We start from the raw sequence: 23,497 nt of genomic DNA on the forward strand, positions 1-23,497 counted from the left end.
GGTCATGACCCGGTCTTTTCGCGCCAGAGGGTGAGCTGCTCGGCAACGAACGCCGGTCGATCGGCGCCGGCCAGTTCGGCGCGGTACTCGGTAGCGACAAGGAGTGAATCTCCCCGATCGTCGACCCGCGTGATAGTTGCACTCAGCCGCAAGGGCTCATCGATGTGCACGGGCGTGATGAAGCGCACGCGGTCCAGCCCGTAGTTCCACGGGATGAGGGTCTGTGTGTCGAAAGGGAAGAGCCTCGACCCAAACTCGTCGAGCAAGGCGAGGAGATAGAAGCCCTCGACGAGACCGTCGGGATAGCCGTCCATGTAGTCCTCATCGGCAGGGAAGTAGCTCGCTTTGTCGAAGGCGGCTACGTGCTCGGCATCGACCGAGAACCAGTCCCCGGTTGCTTCCTCTCCTTCCAGCCGCGCCAAATCAGCGAGGCTGAGGACCGTGTTGCGCGAGTTCATGCGGGCACTCCTTTGGTTGCGAGGGCTGCTCGTTTGGTGATCAAGACATCCACGAGCATGGGCTGCCCGGTCGCCCGGTTGATGACGACGGGGTTGAGGTCCATCTCGTCGACCAAGCCCCGCATGTCGTGCCCCAGCCAGCTGACGCGCTGGACGAGTTCGGCGAGAGCGGACGTCGAGACCTGTGCGCTGAGAGATCGGTGGCCGTCCATCCTCGCGCGGAGTGTGGTGGCATCGACGAGTCGGCTTGCTTCCGCGTGTGTCACCGGGACCACGGAAAGCTGGGCGTCGTCGAACAGCTCCACGAAGATCCCGCCCGAGCCCACAACCACAACTGGGCCGAAGACAGGATCGCTCGCCAGTCCCACAATCGCCTCGTGTCCAGAAGACACCTGCTCCTGGATCTCCACGCCCTTCACCGCAGCTGACGGTGCCCGCCGCTCTACGGCGGCGAGGATGTCGGACACCGCACGAGAAAGTTGCTCAGGCCCGCAGACTCCCGTAACAACGGCGCCGATGTCGGAGCGGTGGGCAATGTCAGGCGACGAGATCTTCACGACGACGGGGTACCGGCCGTCCGCCCATTCGACGCCTTCCTCGGCAGTCTCGACGATCGTGGAAGGGACCATCTCGATGCCGTAAGCCGAGAGCAGTCCACGGGCAGTGCCGTCTGGCAGCACGCCGTCGCCGCGCTCCGAGAGCAGGTCGCGCAACTGCGCGACCTGCTGCGCCGTGGGAAGACTCGAGGGCCGATGGTGCTCGATGGGGAGCGGTGTCCGGTTGCCCGCCGAACCCCGGAGGGCGACGAGACCGGACGAGATTCCCCGCACGAGCGGGACCCCGCCGAGCGCTTCCCGCGACGCGGGATGGGTGGTCGCTGTCGTGCTAGACACAGCTATCACCGGTTTGCCGGTCTCCGCGATCCGCGCGATCCCGCCGCCCATCATCGACACGGCGTACATCGCCTCAGACCGGGGCGCACTCCCTGCGGCTTCGAGGATCACCGCCACCGCGTCGATGCCAGGATCGGAGGCCGCGACGGCGAAGGCATCTTCGTACTGTTGGTCTGTGGTGAACGGACTCGCTCCCGCATCGAACGGGTTGCCGATCTTCGCGTGAGGTACCAAACGCTGCAGCCGATCAATCGTCTCCGGACGGAATGGCGGGATACGCACCTCAGCCGTGACCGCCAGGTCGGCGGTGAGGGCCGCCTGCCCGCCGGAGTCGGTGATGACAGCCACGTTCTGCCCCCGCGGACGGATGCCCGCGGCGAGCACCTGCAGCGTCGCTGCGAGCTCGTCGTAGTCCGCCACCAGGGGGACGTCGAGTCGTTGAAAGTAGCTCCGAGCGGCTGCCGCTGACGAAGCCACCGCACCTGTGTGGGCGACGGCCGCCTTCGCTCCCTCATCGGTTCGACCGACCTTGAGCACAGCGAGCGGCTTTCCCGCCTGACGCAGGCGGGCGACGGCCGCACTGAACGCGGTCACATCGCGGACCGACTCGACGACGAGCCCAACAACCTCTGTCGCAGGGTCGTCCGCGAGCCAATCCAGGTAGTCAGCCGAGGTCAGTCCGATCTCGTTGCCCGTAGAGATGACGCGCGAAAAGCCGGCACCTTCGACCGCTCGGGCAAGGAATGTCGCGGACCCCGACTGCGACACTATGGCGATCGGACCGGCTGGAAGATCGGTCAGGATCCCCTCATAGAACCAGAGCGGCACCTCATCGGCGATGCTCAGGACTCCCATGCAGTTGTTCCCGTGCACCGCGATGTGGGCGCTTTCGGCGATCGCGCGGAGTTCGGCCTGCTCATCTGGCGCGAGCCCTGCTCCCGGGACGATCGCGGCTGGGCAGCCCAGGGCCTCGAGTTCGGTGAGAGCGGCAGGCACCGCCGTCAGGGGAATGGCGAGGAGCGCCACGTCCGGCACGGTCGGAAGGTCTCGGAGGGAGGGGAATGTTCGACGGCCGTCGATCCAGTCTGCGGTCGGATGCACCAGATGGATGGCCTCTGAGGGGTAGCCCGCGGCGATCAGGTTCCTAAGCGCCTCGTTCCCACTCGATATGCGCCTCGCGGACGCCCCGAGGATCGCGATCGAGGTCGGCTTCATCAGGGCCGAGATCGAGGCCGCGCGACCGGTGCTGCGGAAACTCACAACGAAACTCCAATGTTTGTTACATCCGTTGTACATCGTCTGTTATACAGTGTCAACGGGAGCCGGTCGCTGCGATCCGACAGAATTTACCGACGTGAAACACTGGCTGGGACTCGAGGGAGGACTCATGGAATCGCACGGCCCTCGGGACGAGCGAGCAAAGGCGATCCTCGACGCCGCCAACTCGCTGCTGGAGGGTGGCGGGTACGGCGCGATCACGGTTCGCTCCATCGCCGACGTGCTCGGGGGTTCGCCGACACTGGTGACGCACTACTACGCCACGCAAAGCGACCTGATGAGGGACCTGCTGGAGTATCAGCTCGAGCAGTTCGACGAAGAGCTATCTCAGCTCGAGAAGGGATCGAACGATCGCGAGCGATTGTCGATACTCATCGACTGGTTCCTACCCAACGATCACACATCGTGGATCCAAGAGCGTTCTCGCGTCCAGCTCGTCTCGGAGCTCGGCTCCTACAGTGAGTGGATTCGCGCCCATCTCGACCGTGTCGAAGAGCGCATGACCCAGCTCCTTCGCGAGCACCTCGAGCCGCTGATGGATCCCGATGATCTTGAGGACTCGACGGACGCGCTGCGGATGGCAATCAACGGCATCGTGCTCGCCGCTGTCGAGCATCCTGCGGATTGGCCGGCGGGGCGGCAACGCAAGGTCGCTGACACCGCCCTCCACTCGCTTCCGCTCCGGGAGGTCACCGATGCCGCGCACTCTTGATCTTCGGGCGCGCAAGCAGGAGATCGCGGAAGCGACGATGACGGTCCTGGCTCGTGGCGGAAGCAAAGCGCTGACCGTCAAGGCGCTGGCCACCGAACTCGGCGGTTCGACGACGCTGATCACGCATATCTATCCCCGCAAGTCGGATCTCTATGACGGGGTGCTCTCGTGGCTCGAATCCGATCTTGAACTGAGCCTCCAGTCGGCCGGCGATGATCTGATGGGCCTGAGGACCTTCATCGAGTGGTGCTTGCCGACAGATGAGCGTTCCCTCGCCATGGAGCGCGCACGATTGTCGCTTCTCACCCGCGCGGATGACGATGTTCGCATCAGAGAGTTTCTCGACAACCTCGAGGAACGGATGCGGAGCCTCATCCGTGAGCGGCTCGCTCCGATCGTCCGGCCCGAGGAGCTGGAGACGCTCACCCTCTACGTACGCGCTGTGACAAACGGCGCCGTTCTCAGTGCGGCGGAGCATCCAGGCAAGTGGACCCGGCAGCGCCAAGTGCGCGCGGCATCCATTCTCCTGGACTCCATCTTGTCGTTTACGACGCCGGGCGCACCTGATGGTCCTTCGAGAGGAAACTCATGACGCAAACGCTCGTCCCTGCGGTTCGCACCGTCCTCGGCGACGTTCCGGCGCACGAACTCGGGCACATTCAGCCGCATGAGCACGTCCTGGCCGACGCTTCCCTCTACCTCGAAGTGCCAGAGGACATGCCGTTCAGCGACCGATACTGGCTGGATCAGCCGGTATCCCTCGAGAACTACCAGCACATCCGCCGCAACCCATTTTGCTGCCGCGACAATCTCGAGCGATTCGACGTGGCCGAGGCGATCGAAGTCGTCGCTCTCTACAAGGAATGGGGCGGGGGCACCGTCGTGGACTCGACCTCGATCGGTCTCGGACGCGACCCGGTCGGGCTAGCCCGGGTCTCGCGGGCCACCGGCGTGCACATCGTCATGGGCGGAGGGCTGTACATCGACCCAGTCCATCCGCAATGGACGCGGGATGTTGATGAAGGCGAGCTCACTGACGCCTTCGTTCGCGACATCGAGGTCGGCGTCAACGGCACCGGCATCCGGTGCGGAATCCTCGGTGAGATCGGCATGTCTCCCGAACCGACGCCCGCTGAGGAACGCGGCCTGCGCGCGGCTGTCTCCGCACAGCGCCAAACAGGCGTCGCCCTCCAGATCCACGCAGTCGTCTCTGGTGCCGCGAAGCGCGCGCTCGATGTCGTGGTGAATACGGGCGGCGACCCGACCCGCACGATCATGGCCCACATTGACCTGCAGTCGGTCCGACCGGCGGAGGTGATCGAACTCGCACAGAGCGGCGCGTGGCTCGAGCTCGACATGTTCGGATTCGAACAACCGCTCCTCTCCGACGGACCCCACGGCTCCGTCTCGCAGGCGAGCGACTCGCAGCGAGTCGAGATGCTTCTCGGCCTCATCGAGGAGGGATACCTAGACCAGCTGCTCATCAGCCAGGACCTCGCCATGAAAATGCAGACGACGAAGTACGGCGGCGAAGGTCTCCAGCACATCCTCGAGAATGTGTTTCCGCTTGCTCAGTCGATGGGCATGACTACGGATCAGCTCCATCAGTTGACACGAGTCAACCCGGCTCACGCCCTCTCGCTTTCGCCCGGCCGCGCCCCGGCAGCCCATACGACCTGACGTAACGGCCGCGTGGTGCGTGGGCAGACTCAGGAGGAGTTCGTTTGCGTTCGGCGAAGGCGGGCGAATACATGGACAGCCCCCACGCGATCAACCCCACAGCCTGGACGCATCCTCACGCCCGGGCCTTCACGCGCGCCCGCACGAGACCCTGACCCATAACGCGAAAGCTACGCCTCGCGGTGCGAGCTCAGAACTTGGCCATCGCCCGATACGACCGGGGGCTTACTCCGTGGAGGCGACTGAACCGTCGCGAGAAGTAGAAGGGATCGTGCATTCCCACTGCACGCCCGACATCAGCGATCGACAGATCGGTCGTGTCAAGGAGCGTTCGAGCGCGTGCCATCTTCAGAATCGAGTGATATGCGATCACACCCCCACCGGTCGCCTCACGGAACAGAGCGGACAGATGGGAGGGCGACAGCCCAACGAGCGCCGAGAGTTCTGGGACCGAGACCCGACGATCGATCCGCTCCTCGAGCACGCGAATTGCGCGTTGCAGCGGGGTCCCCCGTTCGGGACGGCGGCGGTCCGTGGCAAGCTCGGTCATCACACGCCACGCGATCCCCGACGCAGCAATGAGCGTCGTCGAGGTTGTATCGCGCGAAAGCGCCAGAAGAATCTCGTCAAGCAGCGCCACAATGGGGTCGGGCGATCGAAGCGTAACCTTCGCCCGACCGGGAAAAACGCCGGCGGCGCTGACAAGTTCGGCCACATCTGTTCCGACCACATGGAGCCACCAGATCGTCCAGGGATCGCCGGGAGCTGCGCCGTACGCGTGAGGAACGTCGTGGGGGATGATCGCCGCATCCCCCGCAGCGAGTCGTTCGGCGACACCACCGGTCTCGATCCAGCCCGATCCCGCCACGCAGACAATGACGATCGTCTCCCTAGCGCCGGAGGCGCGGCGGCGGGCATGTCGATCTGCGAGCGGGAACCATCCCGCATCGGTCACCATCATGCGGCGGGTCACCGGAGCCCCGAGCGCCGACTCTACGACCGACCGCGGCACGACAGCGACGCGCTGTCCCTCGAATCCATCGCCGCGATCCATCGACCAACTCTCCAGAGATCATTGATTAGTCCAGGTATGCCGCGAAAAGCCTATTCTCCGCTGGTGCGGGCAACCGTAGCCTGAGGCCGTGTCCAGTGACAACGAAGCTCAGAGCCGAATCCTCCTACCGGATCCGCCGGACGAACAGGCCCTGATCCTCAGCGGGGGTGGTGTTGCGTGCTGGAGCGAGCCGGTCGCGATCGACACCTATGAGGTGGGGGATCCAGACCCCTATCCGCTGTTTCTCGACCGTCGGGTCTATCAGGGGTCGAGTGGCAAGGTCTACCCGCTGCCGATGATTGACAACGTGTCGAAGGCGAAGGCGCCGCGCCTCTGGCAGGCGATCCATATAGAGAATGCATACGTCCGCCTTATGCTCCTGCCGGAGATCGGCGGCCGGATCCATATCGGCTATGACAAGGTCGTCGGATACGACTTCTTCTATAGGAACAACGTCATCAAGCCCGGGCTCGTAGGCCTCGCAGGGCCGTGGATCTCTGGGGGCGTCGAGTTCAACTGGCCACAGCATCACCGCCCTGGGACGTTCCTCCCCGTCGACACCCGGATCGAGCGCGAGGAGGACGGCGCGGTCGTCGTATGGCACAGCGACCTGGACCCGCTCCAGCGAATGCGAGGCGTACACGGCATCCGACTTCGACCGGGATCGTCGCTGGTCGAAGCGGAGGCCCGCCTTCACAATCGGACAGATGTGCCGCAGACGTTCCTGTGGTGGGCGAATGCGGCTGCCCGGGTGCACGAGAATTACCAGTCGTTCTTCCCTGACGACGTCGGATTCGTCGCCGACCACGCGCGCAGGGCGATCACCGCGTTCCCCCATTCCGACCGGCCGTACTACGGCGTCGACTATCCGGCATTGGCGATGCTGCACGCAGGTGCCGACCGCATCGATCGCTACTCGAACATCCCTGTCCCAACGTCATACATGATCACCGACACCGGCGACGAGTTCTTCGGCGGCTACGATCACTCCGCGGGTGCGGGCTTCGTCCACTGGGCGGACCGCGCGATATCCCCCGGCAAGAAGCAGTGGACATGGGGGAATGGCCCCATCGGTCACGCGTGGGACCGGCAGCTCACAGACGACGATGGCCCTTACGTCGAGTTGATGGCTGGCGTATACACGGACAACCAGCCCGACTTCAGCTGGCTGCTTCCCGGCGAGACCAGAACGTTCAGTCAGTTCTGGTATCCCATCCATCGCATCGGGCCGGTTCGTCAAGCGACGCCGGAGGCCGCTGTGTCCGTGTCGCTCGGCGAGACGAGTACCCGCATCGGGGTTGCGTCGACTGGCTCCCACTCCCTGGTCTCAGTCACAGTCTGGGGGGCGACTTCGGTGCTTGCGGACTGGACTACCCGCCTCGATCCGGAGAATCCATTCATCTGTGAGGTCGATTCATCGCGCGAAGCCGTCAGTCGGGTAAGGGTTGATGGCGAGGATTCCATTCTCGTGGAATGGCGCGCAAAGCCCCCAGCCATCGATGAACCTTCGGTCGCTGCCGCGCCCGATGCGCCGGAGACCATCGATTCAAATGACGAGCTCTACGCCATCGCGATCCACCTGATCCAGTACCGCCACCCCACTCGTTCGCCGCTTCTCTATCTGCGTGAGGCGCTGCGCCGAGATCCGTTCGACTCGCGCGCCGCGACCGCGCTCGGAAGCTGGCACTACAGTCGCGGCGAGTACCAGCTCGCTCGAGAAGCGCTCGAGACGGCGGTGGCCCGAGTTACCCGTCGAAATCTCAACCCGCGGGAAGGAGAGCCGCTCTACCTTCTCGGGCTTGCCTGCGACCGCCTGGGCCACCATGCCGAAGCCGATCGCTGGCTCGCGAAGGCCGCGTGGAACGGCGCGTGGGCGGCGCCCGCGAACCTCGCACGATCCCGCATCGCGCTGCGCACCGGCGACGCGCGCCGTGCAGCCCGGCTCGCCGCGGCTGCCGGGGCCATTCCAGAAGGGCAGCGCCTCTCCGCTCTCGCAGCCGCGGCGCTGGGCAAGGCCGTGGCAGCATCGTCGACCTTGACGGCATTGCATCTAGCAGATCCGCTGGATGCGGCAACCGCCGCGCTCCTGGGAATCCACAACGACCGCGACGCTCGCACCGCACTCGACGTCGGCTCCGAGTTCGCCCGCGCTGGCGCGCTGGAAGCGGCGCTCCGCGCAACTGCGCGTCAGAGTTGCGCCTCGCCGGCCGCCGGACTTGCGGGTCCGATCCGCCACTACCTGCGCGCCCACTGGTTGAGAGCGGCCGGTCGAGTCGAGGAGGCTGCGGCTGAACGTGCCGAGGCGCGACTCTCCGATCCGCGCTTCGCCTTCCCGGCGGGCCTCGATCAGTACGACGCGCTGGCCGCTGCCGTTGAGTCCGACCCCGAGGACGACGTCGCGGCCGGCTTGCTGGGTATGTGGATGCTCAACGCCGGACGTGCGGAGGATGCGTTGGCGCTGCTGAGGTCCGCGACCGAGCTGAACTCTGTCGACCCGGTCGTGTGGCGCAATTTCGCGGTGGCCGCGGTTGCGGCTGGGAACGATGAGGAGGCCGCGGCGACCGCATTCGAGCACGCGCTCTCGTTGCGCGCCGATGCCCGTCTGGTGTTCGAACGCGACATTCTCGCGGAACGGCGAGGATGTGGGGCCCAAGAGCGCCTCGATCTCTTGGAGCAGTACACACCGCTCCTGAGTTCGCGTGACGACCTGTCGCTTCGACACGTCACACTCCTCCTCGACGTCGGACGGACCTCCGACGCCTGGAAGATCCTCACCACGCGCACCTTCCAACCCTTCGAAGGCGGCGAAGGTCGTGTCATTGCCGCCTACGACCGTGCAGCATGTGTGCTCGCTCGGGCACTCGCTCGCAGCGACCCGAGCGCGGCGATCGAACTCCTGGAGCAGGGGTTCACAGCGCCGAAGAACCTCGGCGAGGGGCGTCATCCAGCGGAACGGCCGGCCGAACGCTGGGTGGTTCTGGGGGACGCGTGCAAAGCCAACGGCGACGACACGGGCGCGCGTGCCGCGTGGGAGTCAGCGCGCGCAACGACACCTCACGCGGTCGAGACCCGCCCCGCCGACGAGACGACGTACTGGGTGGGCGTCGCACACGGACGCCTCGGCGATGCCGCGAGGGCTGCTGCCGCGTGGCGGGAGCTCGATGATCGCGCGGCGCAGCTCCGACAACAGCGGGATGCCGTCGACTACTTCGCCACATCGCTTCCGGAACTGGCACTGTTCGACTCCGATACCACGCTGACTCGCCATCGCGCCGCGGAGGCGTTGATGTCACTGGCCGCCCGCGGGCGCGCAGCGCACAGGACGGTCGCCACATGACGAATCGCTATCTCGGCTCTGGCTCGGCGGATTGCAACGACTCGTCGTTGACGGGCCCGCTGCCCTCGCATCTCCCGCCGCGACTGGCGATCACGCTGTGGGACTTCTCCTGGTACACGCAGGCGGGACCGGGCCAACCCTACGAGGATCTAGATGCGGTGACAGCGGATGCGGCGTCATTGGGCTACAACGCCATTCGCATCTGCGCCGCGCCGTTGCTGCTGTTCGGTGGTGTCGGTCTTGATGGGCTCGCAGCGGACCTCGAGATCGAGGGCCTCGGGGCGAGCCCGCACGGAGGATTCTTCGGGCAGAGAACCCGCTGGTACGACGCGCCCGGAGGCTACCGGATCGATCTGTACGCACGGCTGCTCGGACTCTTCGAGGCCGCTGAGCGCCACGGAATGGTCGTCATTCTGGCCAGCTGGGAGTACCAACAGTCCACCGCGTTCGCCGCCTCGTCGACATGGTTCGAGGCCATCGATGGGGTGCCGCTCGCGCACCGGTACGGCGCGCTCGCGGCTGCCTGGGATCGACTCATTGTCTGGCTGACCGCGCTTGGCCACCGTGAAGGCATCGCCATGGTGGAGCTCCACAATGAGGTCGACTACTCGATCCTGCCCGCCCTCGCAAACGGCGGCGTTGCCGCGGTCGCGCTTCTACGCGCAAAGCATCCTGATCTGCTCTTCACCGCGAGCTTCGGAAAGCCGCCGCATCTGGCCATGCATGCGCTTCCCGACGGACTCTCAGCTGCACAGTGCCACGTCTACAGCTACGGTGTCCTGGACGAACTGCAGAAAATCCTCGCCATCCGGTCCGACCGTAGTCCAGGATTCCCCAATGCGCCTCTGCGCTCCCTGCTTCGTGCGGACGCGCCGACGCCGGAGGAATACGGCCGCGCCGCCTCGTGGAAGTTCGAGGCCACGGTCGTCACAGACCAGATGATCTACGGCTACGACTGGATCGACCCCGTGGCCTGGGATGCGTGGCTGTTCACAGAGTATCCGGCGTACGAACGTGTCATGCTCCGCGAGATCGAGTCCCGAACCATCGCAATCGCCGCATGGGCGCGATGGAAGACGATCCCGGCGGTCGTGGGAGAAGGCTGGATCGGGTACACGCCATTGCTCGGCTCTTTCGAGGAATCCAGGGTCGGGCATCGACTCGCCGAGCACGGCATCGAGACGGCACTCCGGCACGGCGTATGGGGGGTTGTGCTCTGCTCGAATGCGGCAGCGCATCATCCGATGTGGCGTCAGCGCGAGTGGCAGCGCCAGCTCACCGCACGAGTCACCGGGTTCGTCCCCCATTGACCCCGTCGAAGTAGGCGTTATCAACGAGCAATGACGGGTCCACCCCGGGCCGACCCGCACGTCGACGACAGCACCCGGCGGTGCAGCGAAGTCCAGTGTCATCGGTCCGTCTTCGATTCGCCGCCAGCGCGATCACGGCGACGACGCCGATCGGCGCGGGCAAGCAGTTGACGTCGATGGGTGGGGCATCTAGGTCGAGTCGCGCACCACGAGCTCGGTGCGCAACGTCAACTGCGCTGGCGGTTCGCCATTGATTTGGTCTATGAGTAGACGCGTCATCTCTTTGGCCAAGCGGATGAACGGCTGACGCATCGTCGTGATGGCTGGGACCGTCGAGGTAGCGGCGGAGTTGTCGTCGAAGCCGCCGATGGAGATGTCGTCAGGTACGACTTTGCCTTCGGCCTGGGCCGCTTCGATGGCGCCGGCCGCAGTGAGGTCGTTCGCCGCAAAAACAGCGTCGATGTCAGGATGCTGTGCCAGCAACTTGAGCATGCCGGCTCGACCGCCTTCGCGGGTGTAGTCGCCGTACACAATCAGGCTCTCGTCTGCGAGATCGCCGAGTGCCCGGAGATACCCCTCGACACGCAGCGAGCCACCGACGGCGTCCTTCGGCGGAGCGATCATCCCGATGCGCTTGCGACCGCGTGAAAGCAGATGTTCGACCATCTGGATGGCGCCGTCCAGGTCATCGGCTGTCACGAAGCTCGTCATGGGATCGCCGGCTCGCGGAGTACCGCAGAAGATGGTAGGAATCCCCGCGCGGTTCAGGTCGGTGAGGACTGACATGTCGTGATGCCACGAGACGAACATGACGCCGTCAATGGTTCCCGTGCCAATGAAATCCAGCGCACGGGCCTGCTCGTCGGCGGAGCCCGCGAGCAGCAGCACCATCGACATCGACATCTCCGCGAGGCTGTCGGATGCACCGCGCATAAGCGTGGCGAAGTTCGGGTCTCCGAACATGTGGTCCAGGTCCTCGCCCAGTAGGAACGCGACGGACCCTGCGCGCTGGAGCTTCAGACCTCTTGCCAGTGCGTTCGCGCGGTAGCCGGTCTGCTTGACGGCAGCTTCGACCGCCCGCTGCGCGTCAGGGCTCACCCAGCGGTGCCCGTTCAGTGCACGTGAGACGGTTCCTTTGGAGACCCCTGCGGCGCGAGCGACGTCGTCGATAGTCGGGCGGCGCCCGTTCGTCGGCGAGGTGGTCATGATGGGCCTCAGTCTAGAGATTTCGCCCGCCGTGCGACCTATCGGCAGCACGGCGGGCGAATTGGGATGGATTACTCCGCGCCCTCGGCGAATGCGGCGTCCATCCTGGCGAGGACATCGTCGACCGTGGTCTGGTCGGCGAACAGCGCCTGCACGCCGTCGAACACCGCGGGCTGGATAGTGGTGCTCGGCCACAGCTGGTCGGGCCAGGTCGAGATCTTGTTCTCGCCGACGAACTGGCTCACAACCGCCGCGACCGCGGTGTCCTGAACGTTGTCGCCGGGGAGAGCCGCGGTGTCACCGTACGCGTCCGCGTAGGTCACCTGGGTCTCGGAGTCGGCGAGGTAGGCAACGAACTTCTTCGCCAGATCTTGGTTCTTCGCCTTCGCGTTCACGGCGAACGACGGTCCCACGGTTGCGGAGAGAAAGGTCTCGTCGGCGTTGTTCGTGGCCGGGAACACCTCGTACGTGAGGTTGAGGTCACGGCCTGCGACCGTCTGAATGCCCTGCGTCTCGGCGGCGACGCTCACCGTGCCGATGGTGGAACCGTCAGCGATGGCCTCCTGCACCTGCGCGTAGGGGGTGCCGTTGGGCGACGGGTTGAAGCAGCCCGCGTCCTCCATCTCAAGGTACTGGTCGAACGCCTGCTCCCAGCCCGAGTCAGCGAAGGTCGCGGTTCCGTCGACCTGCTGCTGCGCGAAGTCGGGGTCCTCGGCGTAGACGAGAGTTGCCGTGAGCGCGTACGGGATGAGCTGGGTGGTCCACGTGTCGGATAGGCCGAGCCCGTAGGCGACCTTGCCGGCCGCGGTGGCGTCAGCACAGAACTGCAACACCTCGTCCCACGTCGTGGGCGGGGTGAGGCCGACCTCGTCGAGGGTGTCGACGTTGTAGATCGCGCCAATCGACGAGAACGTCATGGGAACGGCGACGACCTGGCCGTCGCTGGTGCTGAGCAGATCGACCGATGCCTCGGGAAGCTCGCTGACCCACGCTTCGTCACTCAGGTCGCTGAAGTAGCCCTTATCGCCGGCGATCTTCACGCTGACGTTGTTGCCCGTGCCCGGGAACACCTGGATGACGTCAGGCGCGGTGCCACCGGTGAGCTGGGTCGCCGTGACCTGCTGGTACGAGTCGGGCGAATCGAGCAGCTCGACGGTCACGCCAGGGTTGTCCTCTTCGAACTCGTCGATGACAGCCTCCATGCCGGTGCCACCGTTGGTGGCGACCGTAAGGGTCTGCTCATCTCCGGAGCCGTTCCCGGCGTTGGAGGTGGAACAACCGGCGACGGCGATGCCGAGTGCCCCGATTGTGAGCACCGCCGTAGCGGTGCGGAGGAGCGGTGTCTTCAGTGACATGGGATTCCTTTCGGGTATTGCAGGGTGGGCGGTGCAGGTACTGGTCAGCCTTTTAGGCCGGAGGCGAAGCCGCGGATGATGAACCGCTGCATGAGGAAGTACGCGATGAGGATCGGGATCACCGAGATGATCAGCGCGGAGAAGACCAGCGGCCAGTTGGCGCTGTATCTGCTCACGAAGCTGTAGACGGAGAGCGGTGCGGTGGATGCTCCGCTGCCCGAGAGGTACAGCAACGGCGTGAAGAAGTCGTTCCAGATGGCCAGGCCGGTCAGGATCACAATGGTGCCGGTGACTGGCCTAAGTAGCGGGAACACAATCGAGACGAAAGTGCGGGTCGGCCGCGCGCCGTCGATGGTCGCCGCTTCCTCGTACTCGCGAGGCAGGTCACGGAGGAACGTGGCGTAAAGGAAGATCGCGAAGGGGAGGAAACCACCGACGTTGATGACGATCACCGCGACCGGCGACCCGACGAGGCCGATGTTGGCGAACCAGAGGTACAGCGGGAGCATCGCAAGCTGACCGGGGAAGAGGAACCCGGCGAGGAATAGGTAGAACAGCCCGCGAGACCAAGCCTGTGTCTTTCGCGCAAGGGTGTAGGCGGCTGACGAGGAGACCACCACGATGAGCACCACCGACGTTGTGGTGATCAGGGCGCTGTTGATGAGGCTCGCGCCCATCGCCGAGTCGACCCACGCGGTGCTCAGGTTGCCGAAGTTCAGCGGCCAGGTGAACCCGAGGAAGCCGGCCTCCCCGTGTGGATCGCGAAGCGCTACGGAGAGAAGGATCACCAGGGGCGCGATGAAGACAACCGCGGTGAGGATCAGAACTGCCTCGAGGATTGCGGTCCTGACCGTGTACCGGTTCACGCGATCTCCTCCTTGCGACGCGTCACCCGGAACTGCGTGTACGCGATGACGCCGACGATGATGGTGAGCACTACTCCCTGCGCGAGTGCGGTCGGGTACTCCAGGTAGGTGAACGCGGTCTTGTACACAATCGTCGCCATGGTCTCGGTGGCTCCGGCGGGGCCCCCCTTGGTCATCGCGAACACGGTGTCGAACTGCTTGAGCGTTGCGATCAGCGAGAGGAGAACGTTGATGACGATTGCCCCGTTGATGAGGGGGAGCACGATGCTCCATGTCCGGCGGAAGGATCCGGCGCCATCGATCTCGGCTGCTTCCAGGACGTCTTCGGGCACGTTTTGCAGGCCGGCGAGGAATATCACCATCGAGTAGCCCGCTCCCTGCCAGATGATCGCCACGCAGATGGAGTAGATCGCGATGTCGGGATTGCCGAGCCAGTCCTGCTGCATCCATCCCAGGCCGAGCGATTCGAGGATTGTGTTGACCGATCCCGTCGGGCTGAGAAGGTACTTCCAGAGGAAGCCCGCGACGATGGGCGTCAGGACCACGGGGAGGAAGAAGACGAGGCGGAGCACATAGCGGGTCTTGACCCGCGTGTTCAGCCCGAGTGCCAGCAGCAGTCCGACGACGTTCTGGCCAACGGTCACGACAATCGTCATGAGGAACGTGTTCAGGATGGCGCGCATCGTGTTCGGGTCCTGCAGCACACCGAGGAAGTTCTCGAACCCGACGAACGACCACGTCAGGCCGAAGCCATCCCAATCCGTGAACGAGTAGAAGAACCCCTGCAGGTTCGGCCACAACACGATGAGTGTGTAGACGATGAGCGCGGGAATGATGAACCAGGTCGGCGTCACGGGTCCCTTTGCTGGGTCACCTGCGCGACGCCAGCGCCGCTTCCCGCGGCGCGGATGAATCTCGGCAGCCTCGACGGTGGCCGGGTTGTTCAGAACCTGAGTCATGCGCCCTGGCCGAGAGACTTACTCGGCATCTGGCAGAGGGTCATTGTCCGGCTCCATCTCCGTTGAGGAAGCTCTCTCTGCGCCGAGAGCCTGTAAACGATCACAGTATTGCACACCGGTCTGAAACGTGCAAAGGGTAGCCCCAGGTGGTCGAGTCCCGCGTGGCCACCGGGATTTTATGCAACAAGTGAAGGTAGATCTTTTCGGGACGACTGTGCATACTGAAGAAATTGCTGTGAACGTTTGCAGTTCTCAAGCATTGGGAAACCACTACAGGACACGCTTCAAAGGAGAGTCCCGCCCCTCATGACTGCGACGTCGCGCGTCTCGGCGCCCGCCCTGTCCATCACGCATCAGCAATGGGAGTCGCCGCTGAGCCGGCCCGTCATGAGCAACGAGGTCGACCGTCACGCCCGCATCCGTTTGACCAACCAGTTCGTCGAACGAGACGGTGTGCCATTCATCCCTGTGTCCGGCGAGATGCACTTCAGTCGGGTGCCACGGGAAGCATGGGCGGAGCGTCTCCAGCTCATGAAGTCCGGGGGTATCACGACCGTCGCCAGCTACGTGTTCTGGATCCATCACGAAGAGCGGCACGGTGAACTCCGTTTCGATGGCAACAGAGATGTGCGCGCGTTCGTGGAGCTCTGCGAGGAGCTCGGGCTGGATGTGGTCCTGCGAATCGGCCCGTGGTGCCACGGGGAGGCCCGCAACGGCGGCTTCCCTGACTGGGTCCAGCACGCACCCGTCGCCCACCGAACGGACGATCCGGCGTACCTGGGGTTCGTGCGCCCATGGTTTGCCGCCCTCGCGGAGCAGCTGACGGGGCTTTTCGGCCCGCATAGTCCGATCATCGCGATCCAGATCGAGAACGAGCTATACGACCAGCCACAACACATCGTCACGTTGAAGCGGATCGCGCGCGAAGTCGGCATGTCCGCACCGATCTGGACCGCCACCGGATGGGGTGGTGCCGAACTCCCCGACGGCGAGGTCATGCCCTTGTTCGGCGGCTACGCCGACGGATTCTGGGTGAACTGGGACGCTCCCTGGGACATCACCTTCCGCGAGCATTTCTTCTTCTCCCATGTGTGGGATGACCCCGGGATCGGGGCCGATTTGCGCGCGCACGCCGGGATCGGCGGGGGCGCTGTCGGCCACCCCTCGCCCCGCACGCCCTCGACCTTGTTCCCGGCCGCAACGTGTGAGCTCGGCGGCGGAATGGCCAAGGCCTATCACCGTCGTCCCTGCCCCACCGGACTGGACATCGCCACTGTCGCCCACAACAAGATCGGCAACGGGTCGGCTTGGCAGGGTTACTACATGTACACGGGGGGAACCAACCCGGCAGTCGACGGCGGAGCGCAGGAATCGCATGCCACCGGATACCCGAATGATCTCGCACGATTCGACTACGACTTCGAGGCACCCATTGGCGCAACCGGCCGCCTGAACGACACGCACTCGGCATTGCGCCGGCAGCACGCATTCCTTCGCGCGTTCGGTGAAGTGCTTGCACCGATGCCATCCTCCCTGCCTACGGAGATGCCGCGAGGGGTGGAGGACGTCGACACCTTGCGCTGGGCACTTCGCAGTAACGGAAGCGCCGGCTTCGTGTTCGTCAGCTGGCATCAGCCCTTCGTGTCGCTCGAGCCGTACCCAGATGCCCAGTTCCACCTCGTCCTGAATGACACCGTGGTGCAGTTCCCGGACCGTCCTGTGACCATTCCTGCGGGGACGCTGGCGCACTGGCCCGTGAATCTCACCGTCGGTGGCGTGACGCTCGACTGGGCTACAGCCAGTCCACTCACGGTGCTGGACGGCGATACACCCACCCTCGTGCTCACCGCCGAAACAGGGATCGATGCCCGGATCGCTTTGGCTGAGGGAGTCGCTGTGGCTGATTCGCGCGGCGCTGCCCTCACGGGCGGCGTCGTCACTGTCGACCCGGTCGCACCTGCTGTGCTGCGTGCCACGTCTCCCGCCGGCGAACTCGACATACTCGTCATCCCGTCAACACTCGCCAACGACCTTTGGGTGCTCGAGGGTCCTGGTGGTCGCCAGCTGGTGCTGTCGTCGGAACCGCTGTGGCTGGAGGGTGACCGCTTGACCGGTCGCCACACCGACGCATTGCCCTCCGTGCACCGCTACTCTCCATCTGCCCGGCATTTCGTGGCTGTGGAGGTGACCGTGACTTCTGCCGCCACGCCGTACACCCCGCTGCAGTACACGTCTACCGTCGCCGCACTCCCCGTGCCGACCTCGTACGGTTCGTTCGACGAACGCGCCAGCGCACCCGTCGACGCGGATTTCCAGGCGTACGCGGACCGCCTCGCCCTCGGACTGCCCCCGTGGGCCCGAGACGGGGAGCTCACCGTCGCATGGGCCGGTGACGTGGCTCGGCTTGTAGTGGACGGCGTACCTGTGGGCGACCAGTTCTGGTCTGGCGGGAACTGGGTCGTGGATCTCCGTCCCCTGGATCTTGGCGCGGGAGCCGCGGTAGAACTTGAGGTTCTGCCGATGCACCCGGCCGCACAGGTCAACCTCTCAGTCACAGCCGCGCACCGCCGTACCGCGGCCGCAGGCCCGCTGGGCGGGGTCGAAGAGGTGGGTGCCGCGGTACGCGGACGATGGCAGGAAGCAAGTCTGTGATGGGCTCGGCGTCGACACATCCGGCTCCGCGGGCGCTGCAAGCGGACGGGCTCTCAGACCCGGTGGGAGTGCGCTCACCCCGTCCCTGGCTGTCTTGGAAGCTCGACGGGCCGGTCGCACCGGATCACTTCAGAGTCCTCGGGGCGAGCACGCTCCAGCGGCTCGTCGAGGGTGAGGGCGACGTCTTCGACATCACCGTTGCGGGCACCACCGCCGAGTGGCCGGCGGCTGAGCTGCAGAGCAGGCAACGGGTGTGGTGGGCGGTCTCCGCTGATGACGGACCGTGGTCCGACCCTGCCTTCGTCGAAGCTCCTCTCTGGCATCCAGAAGAGTGGCAGGCGACGCCCATCACGCACCAGGAATGGCTGCGTCCCGGAGCCATCGCCCCGGCCGCCCTTCCCCAGTTGCGCACTACCTTCTCGATCCACTCCAAAGTCACATCCGCCCGGCTCTACCTCACAGGGGCAGGAGTCGTCGTCCCTGACCTCAACGGGAACCGCGCCATCGACGCGGAACTCGAACCCGGGTACAGCGATCTGCGCGTGAGTACTCTCGCTACCGCATGGGATGTGACCGACGCGATCCGGGACGGCGTCAACTCGCTCGAACTGACCCTCGCCAGCGGCATCGCATATCTCCCCTCGGGGAAGCGGTATACGAAGTTCGAACGCACCGGGGAGCCGGTGTGGGCGCAGGTACGGCTGGAGGCAAGCCACCCAGACGGGACGAGCACTGTTGTTGTGACCGACGACACCTGGCAAGCGCGCTTGGGCCCCGTCGTGACGTCCCACTGGTACGGGGGCGAGACCTTCGTCGATGGTCACGCCACGCCATGGGAGCCCGCGGTCCTGGTCAAAGCGGTGGCCCCAGTCAGATGGCGAGCGGCCCCACCTGTACGCGTTGTCGATGTGCTCCGCCCTCAGCACATCCGGCACCACAAGGGCCACCTCGTCGTCGACTTCGGCACGAACTGTGCAGGGCGGCTACGGCTGCAGCTCTCGGCGGCTCGTCCGACCGAGCCGATTGTCCTCACCCCATCGGAGTTGTTGAAAGACGGGTTCGTGGATCAGTCCACGACCGGCTCCCCCATCTGGGACAGCTTTACGCCCGTGAGTCCGCGTGCGGAGTGGACGCCCATCGGGGTGTATCACGGCGCGCGCTACTGGGATGTGACCGGCGTGAGCGCAGAGGAGGCTGGGCAGGCCATCGAGCTCGAGGTGCTCCGCGCCGACAATCAACGCGTCGGCGAGTTCTCTTCCAGCGACCAGTTCCTGTCTCGCTTGCACGAGATCATCGACCGCGCTGTGCAGAGCAACATGTTCAGCGTCTTCACCGACTGCCCCCACCGGGAGAAGCTCGGCTGGCTCGAACAGATTCACTACTGCTTCTCGGTCCTCGCCCGTGGCTACGATGTGCACGCTCACCTCGGGGACATTGTGCGGCACATGATTGAAGCTCAGACGCCGGACGGCCTCATCCCCAACATCGCGCCGGAACTCGTCGTGTTCAACGAGTACCCGGTGAAGGGCGACATCGACGCGTTCCGTAACGACCCGAACTGGGGCCGCGCAATCATCGACGTGCCGTGGCTTCTGTACCGCCAATACGGCGATTCGCGCATCATCATCGAGGCGCTGCCCGCAATCACCCGCTACCTCGCCTACCTGGACACCCGCGCGACCCACCACATCCTCGATTTCGGGTTGGGCGATTGGATCGAGGTGGACACCACTACCCCCCGCGATATGGTCGCCACCCACGGGTGGGCCTCCATGCTGGATACGGCCGCGGACAGCGCCTCGGCCGTCGGATTTGATGACCTCGGCAAGATCTGGCGCGCTAGAGCCGACAAAGTATGGGCGGCGTTCCGTAGCAGATTCTGGGAACCCCGCACGGGTGTGTGGGGCAGCGGCAGCCAGGGAAGCTGGGCTCTCGCGTGGAGCTCCCGCCACGCTGACTCCGATGCGACGCACGCCATCGCGCGGGGATTGCTGGACGCCATCAGCCGCGCGGGCGACACCCTCACGGTTGGTGAGATCTCGCTACCGCATCTCATCCGAGCACTCACTGAGATCGGGCAGGCAGACAAGCTCAACCGCCTGATTCGACACCAGAACGCCCCCGGCTATGGCCACCAGATCGACGAAGGTGCCAGCTCGCTCGCCGAGTCTTGGCAAGGCACGGAAGGTCAGACCGGGGTGGCCTCGCAAAACCACTTCATGCTCGGCGTCATCGATGACTGGCTCACAGGTGACGTAGCCGGACTCCGCCAAGCCCCCGGCTCAGTCGGCTGGGAGAAGGTCGTCATCCGCCCCTACCCGCTGCAGGGAGTCGACACCGTAAGCACCACGTTCGACTCGCCGCAGGGGCGGATGACGGTGGCGTGGGAAAGAGACCAGGACGGCACCGTTGTCGTCACCGTCGACCTGCCGGCCCACGTGGAACGAGAAGTGATCCTGCCCCCCAACGCCGTCCTCCGCCGATAGCTCACGCCGTGGGTGACCCCACAGCGTCCCATCCCCAAGCGCCCACAAGGCTGCCGCCCCGCATCACCCAGTCATCCGACTACAAGGAAGTAGAACATGCGTCGAACGATCCGAACACGCGCGCGAGCAGTGCTCGTCGCCGTCACCGCCGTCATAGCGGCGCTGACGCTATCTCAACTCACCGGTGTCGACTCCGCGTCTGCCGCGACCAGCTACACCGTCAGCCACAGTGAAGTGACCACGACCAAGGGAACGCTCAACAAGACCTACTACCAGGGCACTTGGGGAGCCACCTCCCGCAGCCACTACGCACCCGCCGGGTCGTCGTTTGAGATCGTCTTCGATGGCAGCAAGCTCGAGCTTTACGGGCTCACCGACGTCGGTCACGGCACCGGGCGCGTGTTCGTCGACGGAGTGGAAGTGGGCATGGCCAACTACCGTGCCGCGAAGAACAGCACCGCACGGGTTCTTTTCACCAAGGACGGCCTGGCAGAGGGACGCCATGTCCTCCTCGTCCAGGTCGAAGGCGGCTACATCGATCACGCGTCGGCGGTGTTCACCACCAACACCACCCCGGCGCCCACCGCGGACGACCTCACCAATGCTGTCCGCGCCGCAGCCGTCAAGGTTGAAGGGGACCACACCCCCGCTTCGTGGCCGGCGTTCCGCGACGCGCGCACAGCGGCGACCGCACTCGGAACGGGAGGTACCGCAGCCGAGCGGGCCGCGGCGCTCGCTCAGCTCAAGAGCGCGACCGCAGCGCTGGTAGAGGTCGGCGGACTCCGCGACCTCATCGCTGACTACAGCACTCGGGTACCCAGCGACTACACGGAAGCCTCCTGGCAGCCGTTCGCGTCGGCGCTGTCCGCGGCGCAGGACCTTGAAGGGACCTCATCCTCGACGAATGCTGAAGTCGTGGCAGCGAAGTCCGCGCTGCAGAGCGCGGCAGCCGGTCTGGATGCGCTGACCACTGGCACGTTCGAGCCCATCACGAACAACACCTTCTGGACAGACACCGACGGCAACCCGATCTACTCGCAGGGCGGCGGCATCTTCCAGTTCGGCGACACGTACTACTGGTACGGGGTGCACTACAAGGAGGCAGAAACCTACCGGAACAGCCCCACCCGCGCGTACAACACCTCCACGTTCGCGTCGATCCCCGTCTACTCGTCGAAGGACCTCGTCAACTGGAATTTCGAGAACGACGTCGCCACAACCTCGACTCCGATTACGGTTCCCGAGTCACAGGGCACCTACTTCGCGAAGATGCAGACGCTCGCTGACGCGATCTGGGTTGGCCGACTCGGTGTGGTCTACAACGAGAACACCGGCAAGTACGTCCTCATGGTTCAGAGCGGCCAGGGATTCGAGCCCGACACGTCCAAGCGCGGAATGGTGCTCTTCCTCCAGGGAGACTCGCCGACCGACGACTTCGACTACGGCAATATCCAGCCGCAGATCACCAACGTGCCCACGAACTCGACCGGAGACCAGACGGTCTTCACCGATGACGACGGCACCGACTACCTGATCTTCTCCAACAGCAGCGGCCGCGCCAACGCCTACGTCGGGAAGATCGCGCCTAGCGACTCGCTCAGCATAGAACCGGCAGTGCACGTGAACCGCGTCAATGGCGGCCGCGAGGGCAACGCGATGTTCAAGCTCAACGGCAAGTACTACATGCTCACGAGCGACCTCCACGGGTGGAACTCCTCCGTCAACCACGTAATCGAGTCGCTCACCGGCGACATCCAGGGCACGTATAGCCCCGAGTACACGCTGAAGGGAACCGAGAAGGACTACAGCTTGGTGACGCAGACGGGCTTCTTCGTCACGATCCACGGTACAGAGCAGGACACCGTCCTCTACGCCGGGGATCGGTGGGCCAACTTCGCATGGAACGGCATCGGCTACAACCAGTGGGTGCCGCTCAGCTATGACAATGATGAGCTCTCCTTCAATGCGCTCACGCACTGGGAGCTGAACGCGGTTACCGGCGAGTGGAGAGTCGGGGCGAACAACAACTACGTACGCAACCCCGACTTCGCTGCCGACCGGATCGCAGTGACGAATGTCACCGGCTGGACGACCACTGTGGACGCGGACTCGGCAACCAGCGCCTTCGTTTCCAACCCAGGTCCAGGCGCTGACTCGTCCCGGTTTGCGCTGCAGCTTGGCGCGGCGGGCGCATTCTCCGGTTCTGTGTCGCAAGAGAACGAGGTCCCGGGCGGCGTCTACACATTCCGCGCGAAGGTGAACACCGCCGGCGGTCTCGAGTACGCCCGGGTCGTCATCCGTGGTGAGAACGGGCAACGGCACACCGTCGACTTGAACAACGCTACGAGCGGCTGGGCAAGTGTCGAAGCCCGCGACATGAAGATCTCCGGCGGGGTGGCCACCATCTCCGTGGAGGCACGCAGCGCCGGTGGGAACCAGAACGTGCGCGTGGACTCGCTGTCCCTGGTCCGGCAGGCCACCGACTCCGCGGCATTGCAGTCGGTGTACGACGACACGGAGTCGGCGAGCGTTTCCGACTACTCCGCCGCTAGCTGGTCGCCGTTTGCGGACGCGCGCACCCACGCGGGGAGCGTGCTCGCCGCGGCGACATCCACACAGGCAGAAATCGACGCGGCCGCCTCGGCGCTCACCGCAGCGCGCGACGGACTCGTCTCTGCTGTCACGTCGGTCTCTGTCACGACGTCCAAAGCCCTGTACGCCGTGGGCGCTCCTTTCCAGCCAGAGACTCTCACCGTCACCACTCGGAAGACCGACGGAACGGAGGCGCAGCTGGGCGACGGCCAGTACACCGTTGCTGGTTTCTCCTCCGCGCAGGCGGGAGAGAAGACGCTGACTGTCACCGTGAGCTCGCAGCTCACTGCGACCGGAGCGGCGGCAACCACCACCACAGTGAAGGTGACCGTGCTGGCCGCATGGTCGGCCACCACGGCGTACAACACCGGCCAGAAGGTGCTTTTCGCAGACGCGATCTGGCTCGCCAGCTGGTGGACCAAGAACCAGAAGCCGGGCGACCCCTACGGCCCTTGGCAGGAGATTCGTGAGCAGGCCGGCGTCGCCGTCTGGACCTCGTCGCGAATCTTCAACACCGGCGACGTGGTCATTCACAACGGCAACAAGTACGTCGCCAAGTGGTGGACCCGCAATCAAGCTCCGGGCGACCCCAACGGTCCCTGGAAGCCAGCCACGCCGTAACCCCACATTAACCGGCGCCGCCCTCCTAGTCCCCTAGG

The 23,497-nt window shown here is 65.0% G+C and carries 15 protein-coding genes and 1 pseudogene; 8 read left to right on the forward strand and 8 right to left on the reverse strand.

Features of this window, described 5'->3' with window-relative positions:
- Positions 1–2: 2 nt before the first annotated feature.
- From ACFQ0P_RS04115 to ACFQ0P_RS04125, 3 genes and pseudogenes are all read right to left on the reverse strand, one after another.
- Positions 3–458 carry a hypothetical protein gene (locus ACFQ0P_RS04115; RefSeq protein WP_204980661.1) on the reverse strand — a complete coding sequence of 152 codons (456 nt, stop codon included), beginning with the start codon at positions 456–458 and terminating at the stop codon, positions 3–5.
- The gene (locus ACFQ0P_RS04120) at positions 455–1,771 is read right to left on the reverse strand and encodes an acetate--CoA ligase family protein (protein WP_378772354.1); all 1,317 of its coding nucleotides are present in this window, start codon (positions 1,769–1,771) and stop codon (positions 455–457) included. The genes ACFQ0P_RS04115 and ACFQ0P_RS04120 overlap by 4 nt, the downstream gene beginning before the upstream one ends.
- An 18-nt stretch (positions 1,772–1,789) precedes the next feature.
- A pseudogene (locus ACFQ0P_RS04125) lies at positions 1,790–2,566 on the reverse strand (CoA-binding protein); the annotation flags it as partial.
- On the opposite strand from ACFQ0P_RS04125, the gene ACFQ0P_RS04130 reads away from it, so the two are divergent.
- From ACFQ0P_RS04130 to ACFQ0P_RS04140, 3 genes are read left to right on the forward strand one after another with little or no spacing between them, the layout of a single operon-like run.
- The gene (locus ACFQ0P_RS04130) at positions 2,520–3,341 is read left to right on the forward strand and encodes a TetR/AcrR family transcriptional regulator (protein ID WP_378771429.1); all 822 of its coding nucleotides are present in this window, start codon (positions 2,520–2,522) and stop codon (positions 3,339–3,341) included. The pseudogene ACFQ0P_RS04125 and the gene ACFQ0P_RS04130 sit on opposite strands and share 47 nt — an antisense overlap.
- On the forward strand, positions 3,325–3,933 hold the full coding sequence (locus ACFQ0P_RS04135) for a TetR family transcriptional regulator C-terminal domain-containing protein (protein WP_204980667.1): 609 nt from the start codon (positions 3,325–3,327) through the stop codon (positions 3,931–3,933). The genes ACFQ0P_RS04130 and ACFQ0P_RS04135 overlap by 17 nt, the downstream gene beginning before the upstream one ends.
- A complete protein-coding gene (locus ACFQ0P_RS04140; protein ID WP_204980670.1) occupies positions 3,930–5,021 on the forward strand; it encodes a phosphotriesterase family protein in 1,092 nt (363 codons plus the stop codon). Before ACFQ0P_RS04135 ends, ACFQ0P_RS04140 begins: the two co-directional genes overlap by 4 nt.
- 190 nt (positions 5,022–5,211) lie before the next feature.
- On the opposite strand, the gene ACFQ0P_RS04145 is transcribed toward ACFQ0P_RS04140, so the two are convergent.
- Positions 5,212–6,075 (reverse strand): AraC family transcriptional regulator, encoded by an 864-nt coding sequence (locus ACFQ0P_RS04145; RefSeq protein WP_204980671.1) that lies wholly within the window; start codon positions 6,073–6,075, stop codon positions 5,212–5,214.
- Between the two features lie 88 nt (positions 6,076–6,163).
- Between ACFQ0P_RS04145 and ACFQ0P_RS04150 the strand changes: the two genes are divergently transcribed.
- On the forward strand, positions 6,164–9,412 hold the full coding sequence (locus ACFQ0P_RS04150) for a DUF5107 domain-containing protein (RefSeq protein ID WP_204980672.1): 3,249 nt from the start codon (positions 6,164–6,166) through the stop codon (positions 9,410–9,412).
- Positions 9,409–10,722: a cellulase-like family protein gene (locus ACFQ0P_RS04155; protein ID WP_204980673.1), complete on the forward strand. Its 1,314-nt coding sequence runs from the start codon at positions 9,409–9,411 to the stop codon at positions 10,720–10,722. The genes ACFQ0P_RS04150 and ACFQ0P_RS04155 overlap by 4 nt, the downstream gene beginning before the upstream one ends.
- Before the next feature lie 189 nt (positions 10,723–10,911).
- On the opposite strand, the gene ACFQ0P_RS04160 is transcribed toward ACFQ0P_RS04155, so the two are convergent.
- The 4 genes from ACFQ0P_RS04160 to ACFQ0P_RS04175 form a co-directional block, all read right to left on the reverse strand.
- The gene (locus ACFQ0P_RS04160) at positions 10,912–11,928 is read right to left on the reverse strand and encodes a LacI family DNA-binding transcriptional regulator (RefSeq protein WP_204980674.1); all 1,017 of its coding nucleotides are present in this window, start codon (positions 11,926–11,928) and stop codon (positions 10,912–10,914) included.
- Between the two features lie 71 nt (positions 11,929–11,999).
- Positions 12,000–13,283 (reverse strand): ABC transporter substrate-binding protein, encoded by a 1,284-nt coding sequence (locus ACFQ0P_RS04165; protein WP_204980676.1) that lies wholly within the window; start codon positions 13,281–13,283, stop codon positions 12,000–12,002.
- Between the two features lie 44 nt (positions 13,284–13,327).
- On the reverse strand, positions 13,328–14,149 hold the full coding sequence (locus ACFQ0P_RS04170) for a carbohydrate ABC transporter permease (protein WP_204980677.1): 822 nt from the start codon (positions 14,147–14,149) through the stop codon (positions 13,328–13,330).
- A complete protein-coding gene (locus ACFQ0P_RS04175) occupies positions 14,146–15,003 on the reverse strand; it encodes a carbohydrate ABC transporter permease (protein WP_204980678.1) in 858 nt (285 codons plus the stop codon). Before ACFQ0P_RS04175 ends, ACFQ0P_RS04170 begins: the two co-directional genes overlap by 4 nt.
- Positions 15,004–15,414: 411 nt before the next feature.
- Between ACFQ0P_RS04175 and ACFQ0P_RS04180 the strand changes: the two genes are divergently transcribed.
- The 3 genes from ACFQ0P_RS04180 to ACFQ0P_RS04190 all read left to right on the forward strand — a co-directional run bounded on the left by ACFQ0P_RS04180 (position 15,415) and on the right by ACFQ0P_RS04190 (position 23,459).
- Positions 15,415–17,760 (forward strand): beta-galactosidase, encoded by a 2,346-nt coding sequence (locus ACFQ0P_RS04180; RefSeq protein WP_204980679.1) that lies wholly within the window; start codon positions 15,415–15,417, stop codon positions 17,758–17,760.
- Positions 17,739–20,246 (forward strand): family 78 glycoside hydrolase catalytic domain, encoded by a 2,508-nt coding sequence (locus tag ACFQ0P_RS04185; RefSeq protein WP_204980681.1) that lies wholly within the window; start codon positions 17,739–17,741, stop codon positions 20,244–20,246. The genes ACFQ0P_RS04180 and ACFQ0P_RS04185 overlap by 22 nt, the downstream gene beginning before the upstream one ends.
- A 129-nt stretch (positions 20,247–20,375) precedes the next feature.
- Entirely contained in the window at positions 20,376–23,459 is a 3,084-nt protein-coding gene (locus ACFQ0P_RS04190) for a family 43 glycosylhydrolase (protein ID WP_204980683.1), read from the forward strand.
- The last annotated feature ends 38 nt before the right edge of the window (positions 23,460–23,497 follow it).

The organism is Microbacterium insulae (genome assembly GCF_042677065.1).
In the GTDB taxonomy this organism is placed as follows: Bacteria; Actinomycetota; Actinomycetes; order Actinomycetales; family Microbacteriaceae; genus Microbacterium; species Microbacterium insulae.

Coding starts and splice junctions, on each gene's coding strand:
- ACFQ0P_RS04155 (WP_204980673.1), top strand. CDS start 9,409: ATGACGAATCGCTATCTCGGCTCTGGCTCGGCGGATTGCAACGACTCG.
- ACFQ0P_RS04145 (WP_204980671.1), bottom strand. CDS start 6,075: ATGGATCGCGGCGATGGATTCGAGGGACAGCGCGTCGCTGTCGTGCCG.
- ACFQ0P_RS04130 (WP_378771429.1), top strand. CDS start 2,520: ATGCGCCTCGCGGACGCCCCGAGGATCGCGATCGAGGTCGGCTTCATC.
- ACFQ0P_RS04160 (WP_204980674.1), bottom strand. CDS start 11,928: ATGACCACCTCGCCGACGAACGGGCGCCGCCCGACTATCGACGACGTC.
- ACFQ0P_RS04140 (WP_204980670.1), top strand. CDS start 3,930: ATGACGCAAACGCTCGTCCCTGCGGTTCGCACCGTCCTCGGCGACGTT.
- ACFQ0P_RS04135 (WP_204980667.1), top strand. CDS start 3,325: ATGCCGCGCACTCTTGATCTTCGGGCGCGCAAGCAGGAGATCGCGGAA.
- ACFQ0P_RS04180 (WP_204980679.1), top strand. CDS start 15,415: ATGACTGCGACGTCGCGCGTCTCGGCGCCCGCCCTGTCCATCACGCAT.
- ACFQ0P_RS04165 (WP_204980676.1), bottom strand. CDS start 13,283: ATGTCACTGAAGACACCGCTCCTCCGCACCGCTACGGCGGTGCTCACA.
- ACFQ0P_RS04115 (WP_204980661.1), bottom strand. CDS start 458: ATGAACTCGCGCAACACGGTCCTCAGCCTCGCTGATTTGGCGCGGCTG.
- ACFQ0P_RS04185 (WP_204980681.1), top strand. CDS start 17,739: ATGGCAGGAAGCAAGTCTGTGATGGGCTCGGCGTCGACACATCCGGCT.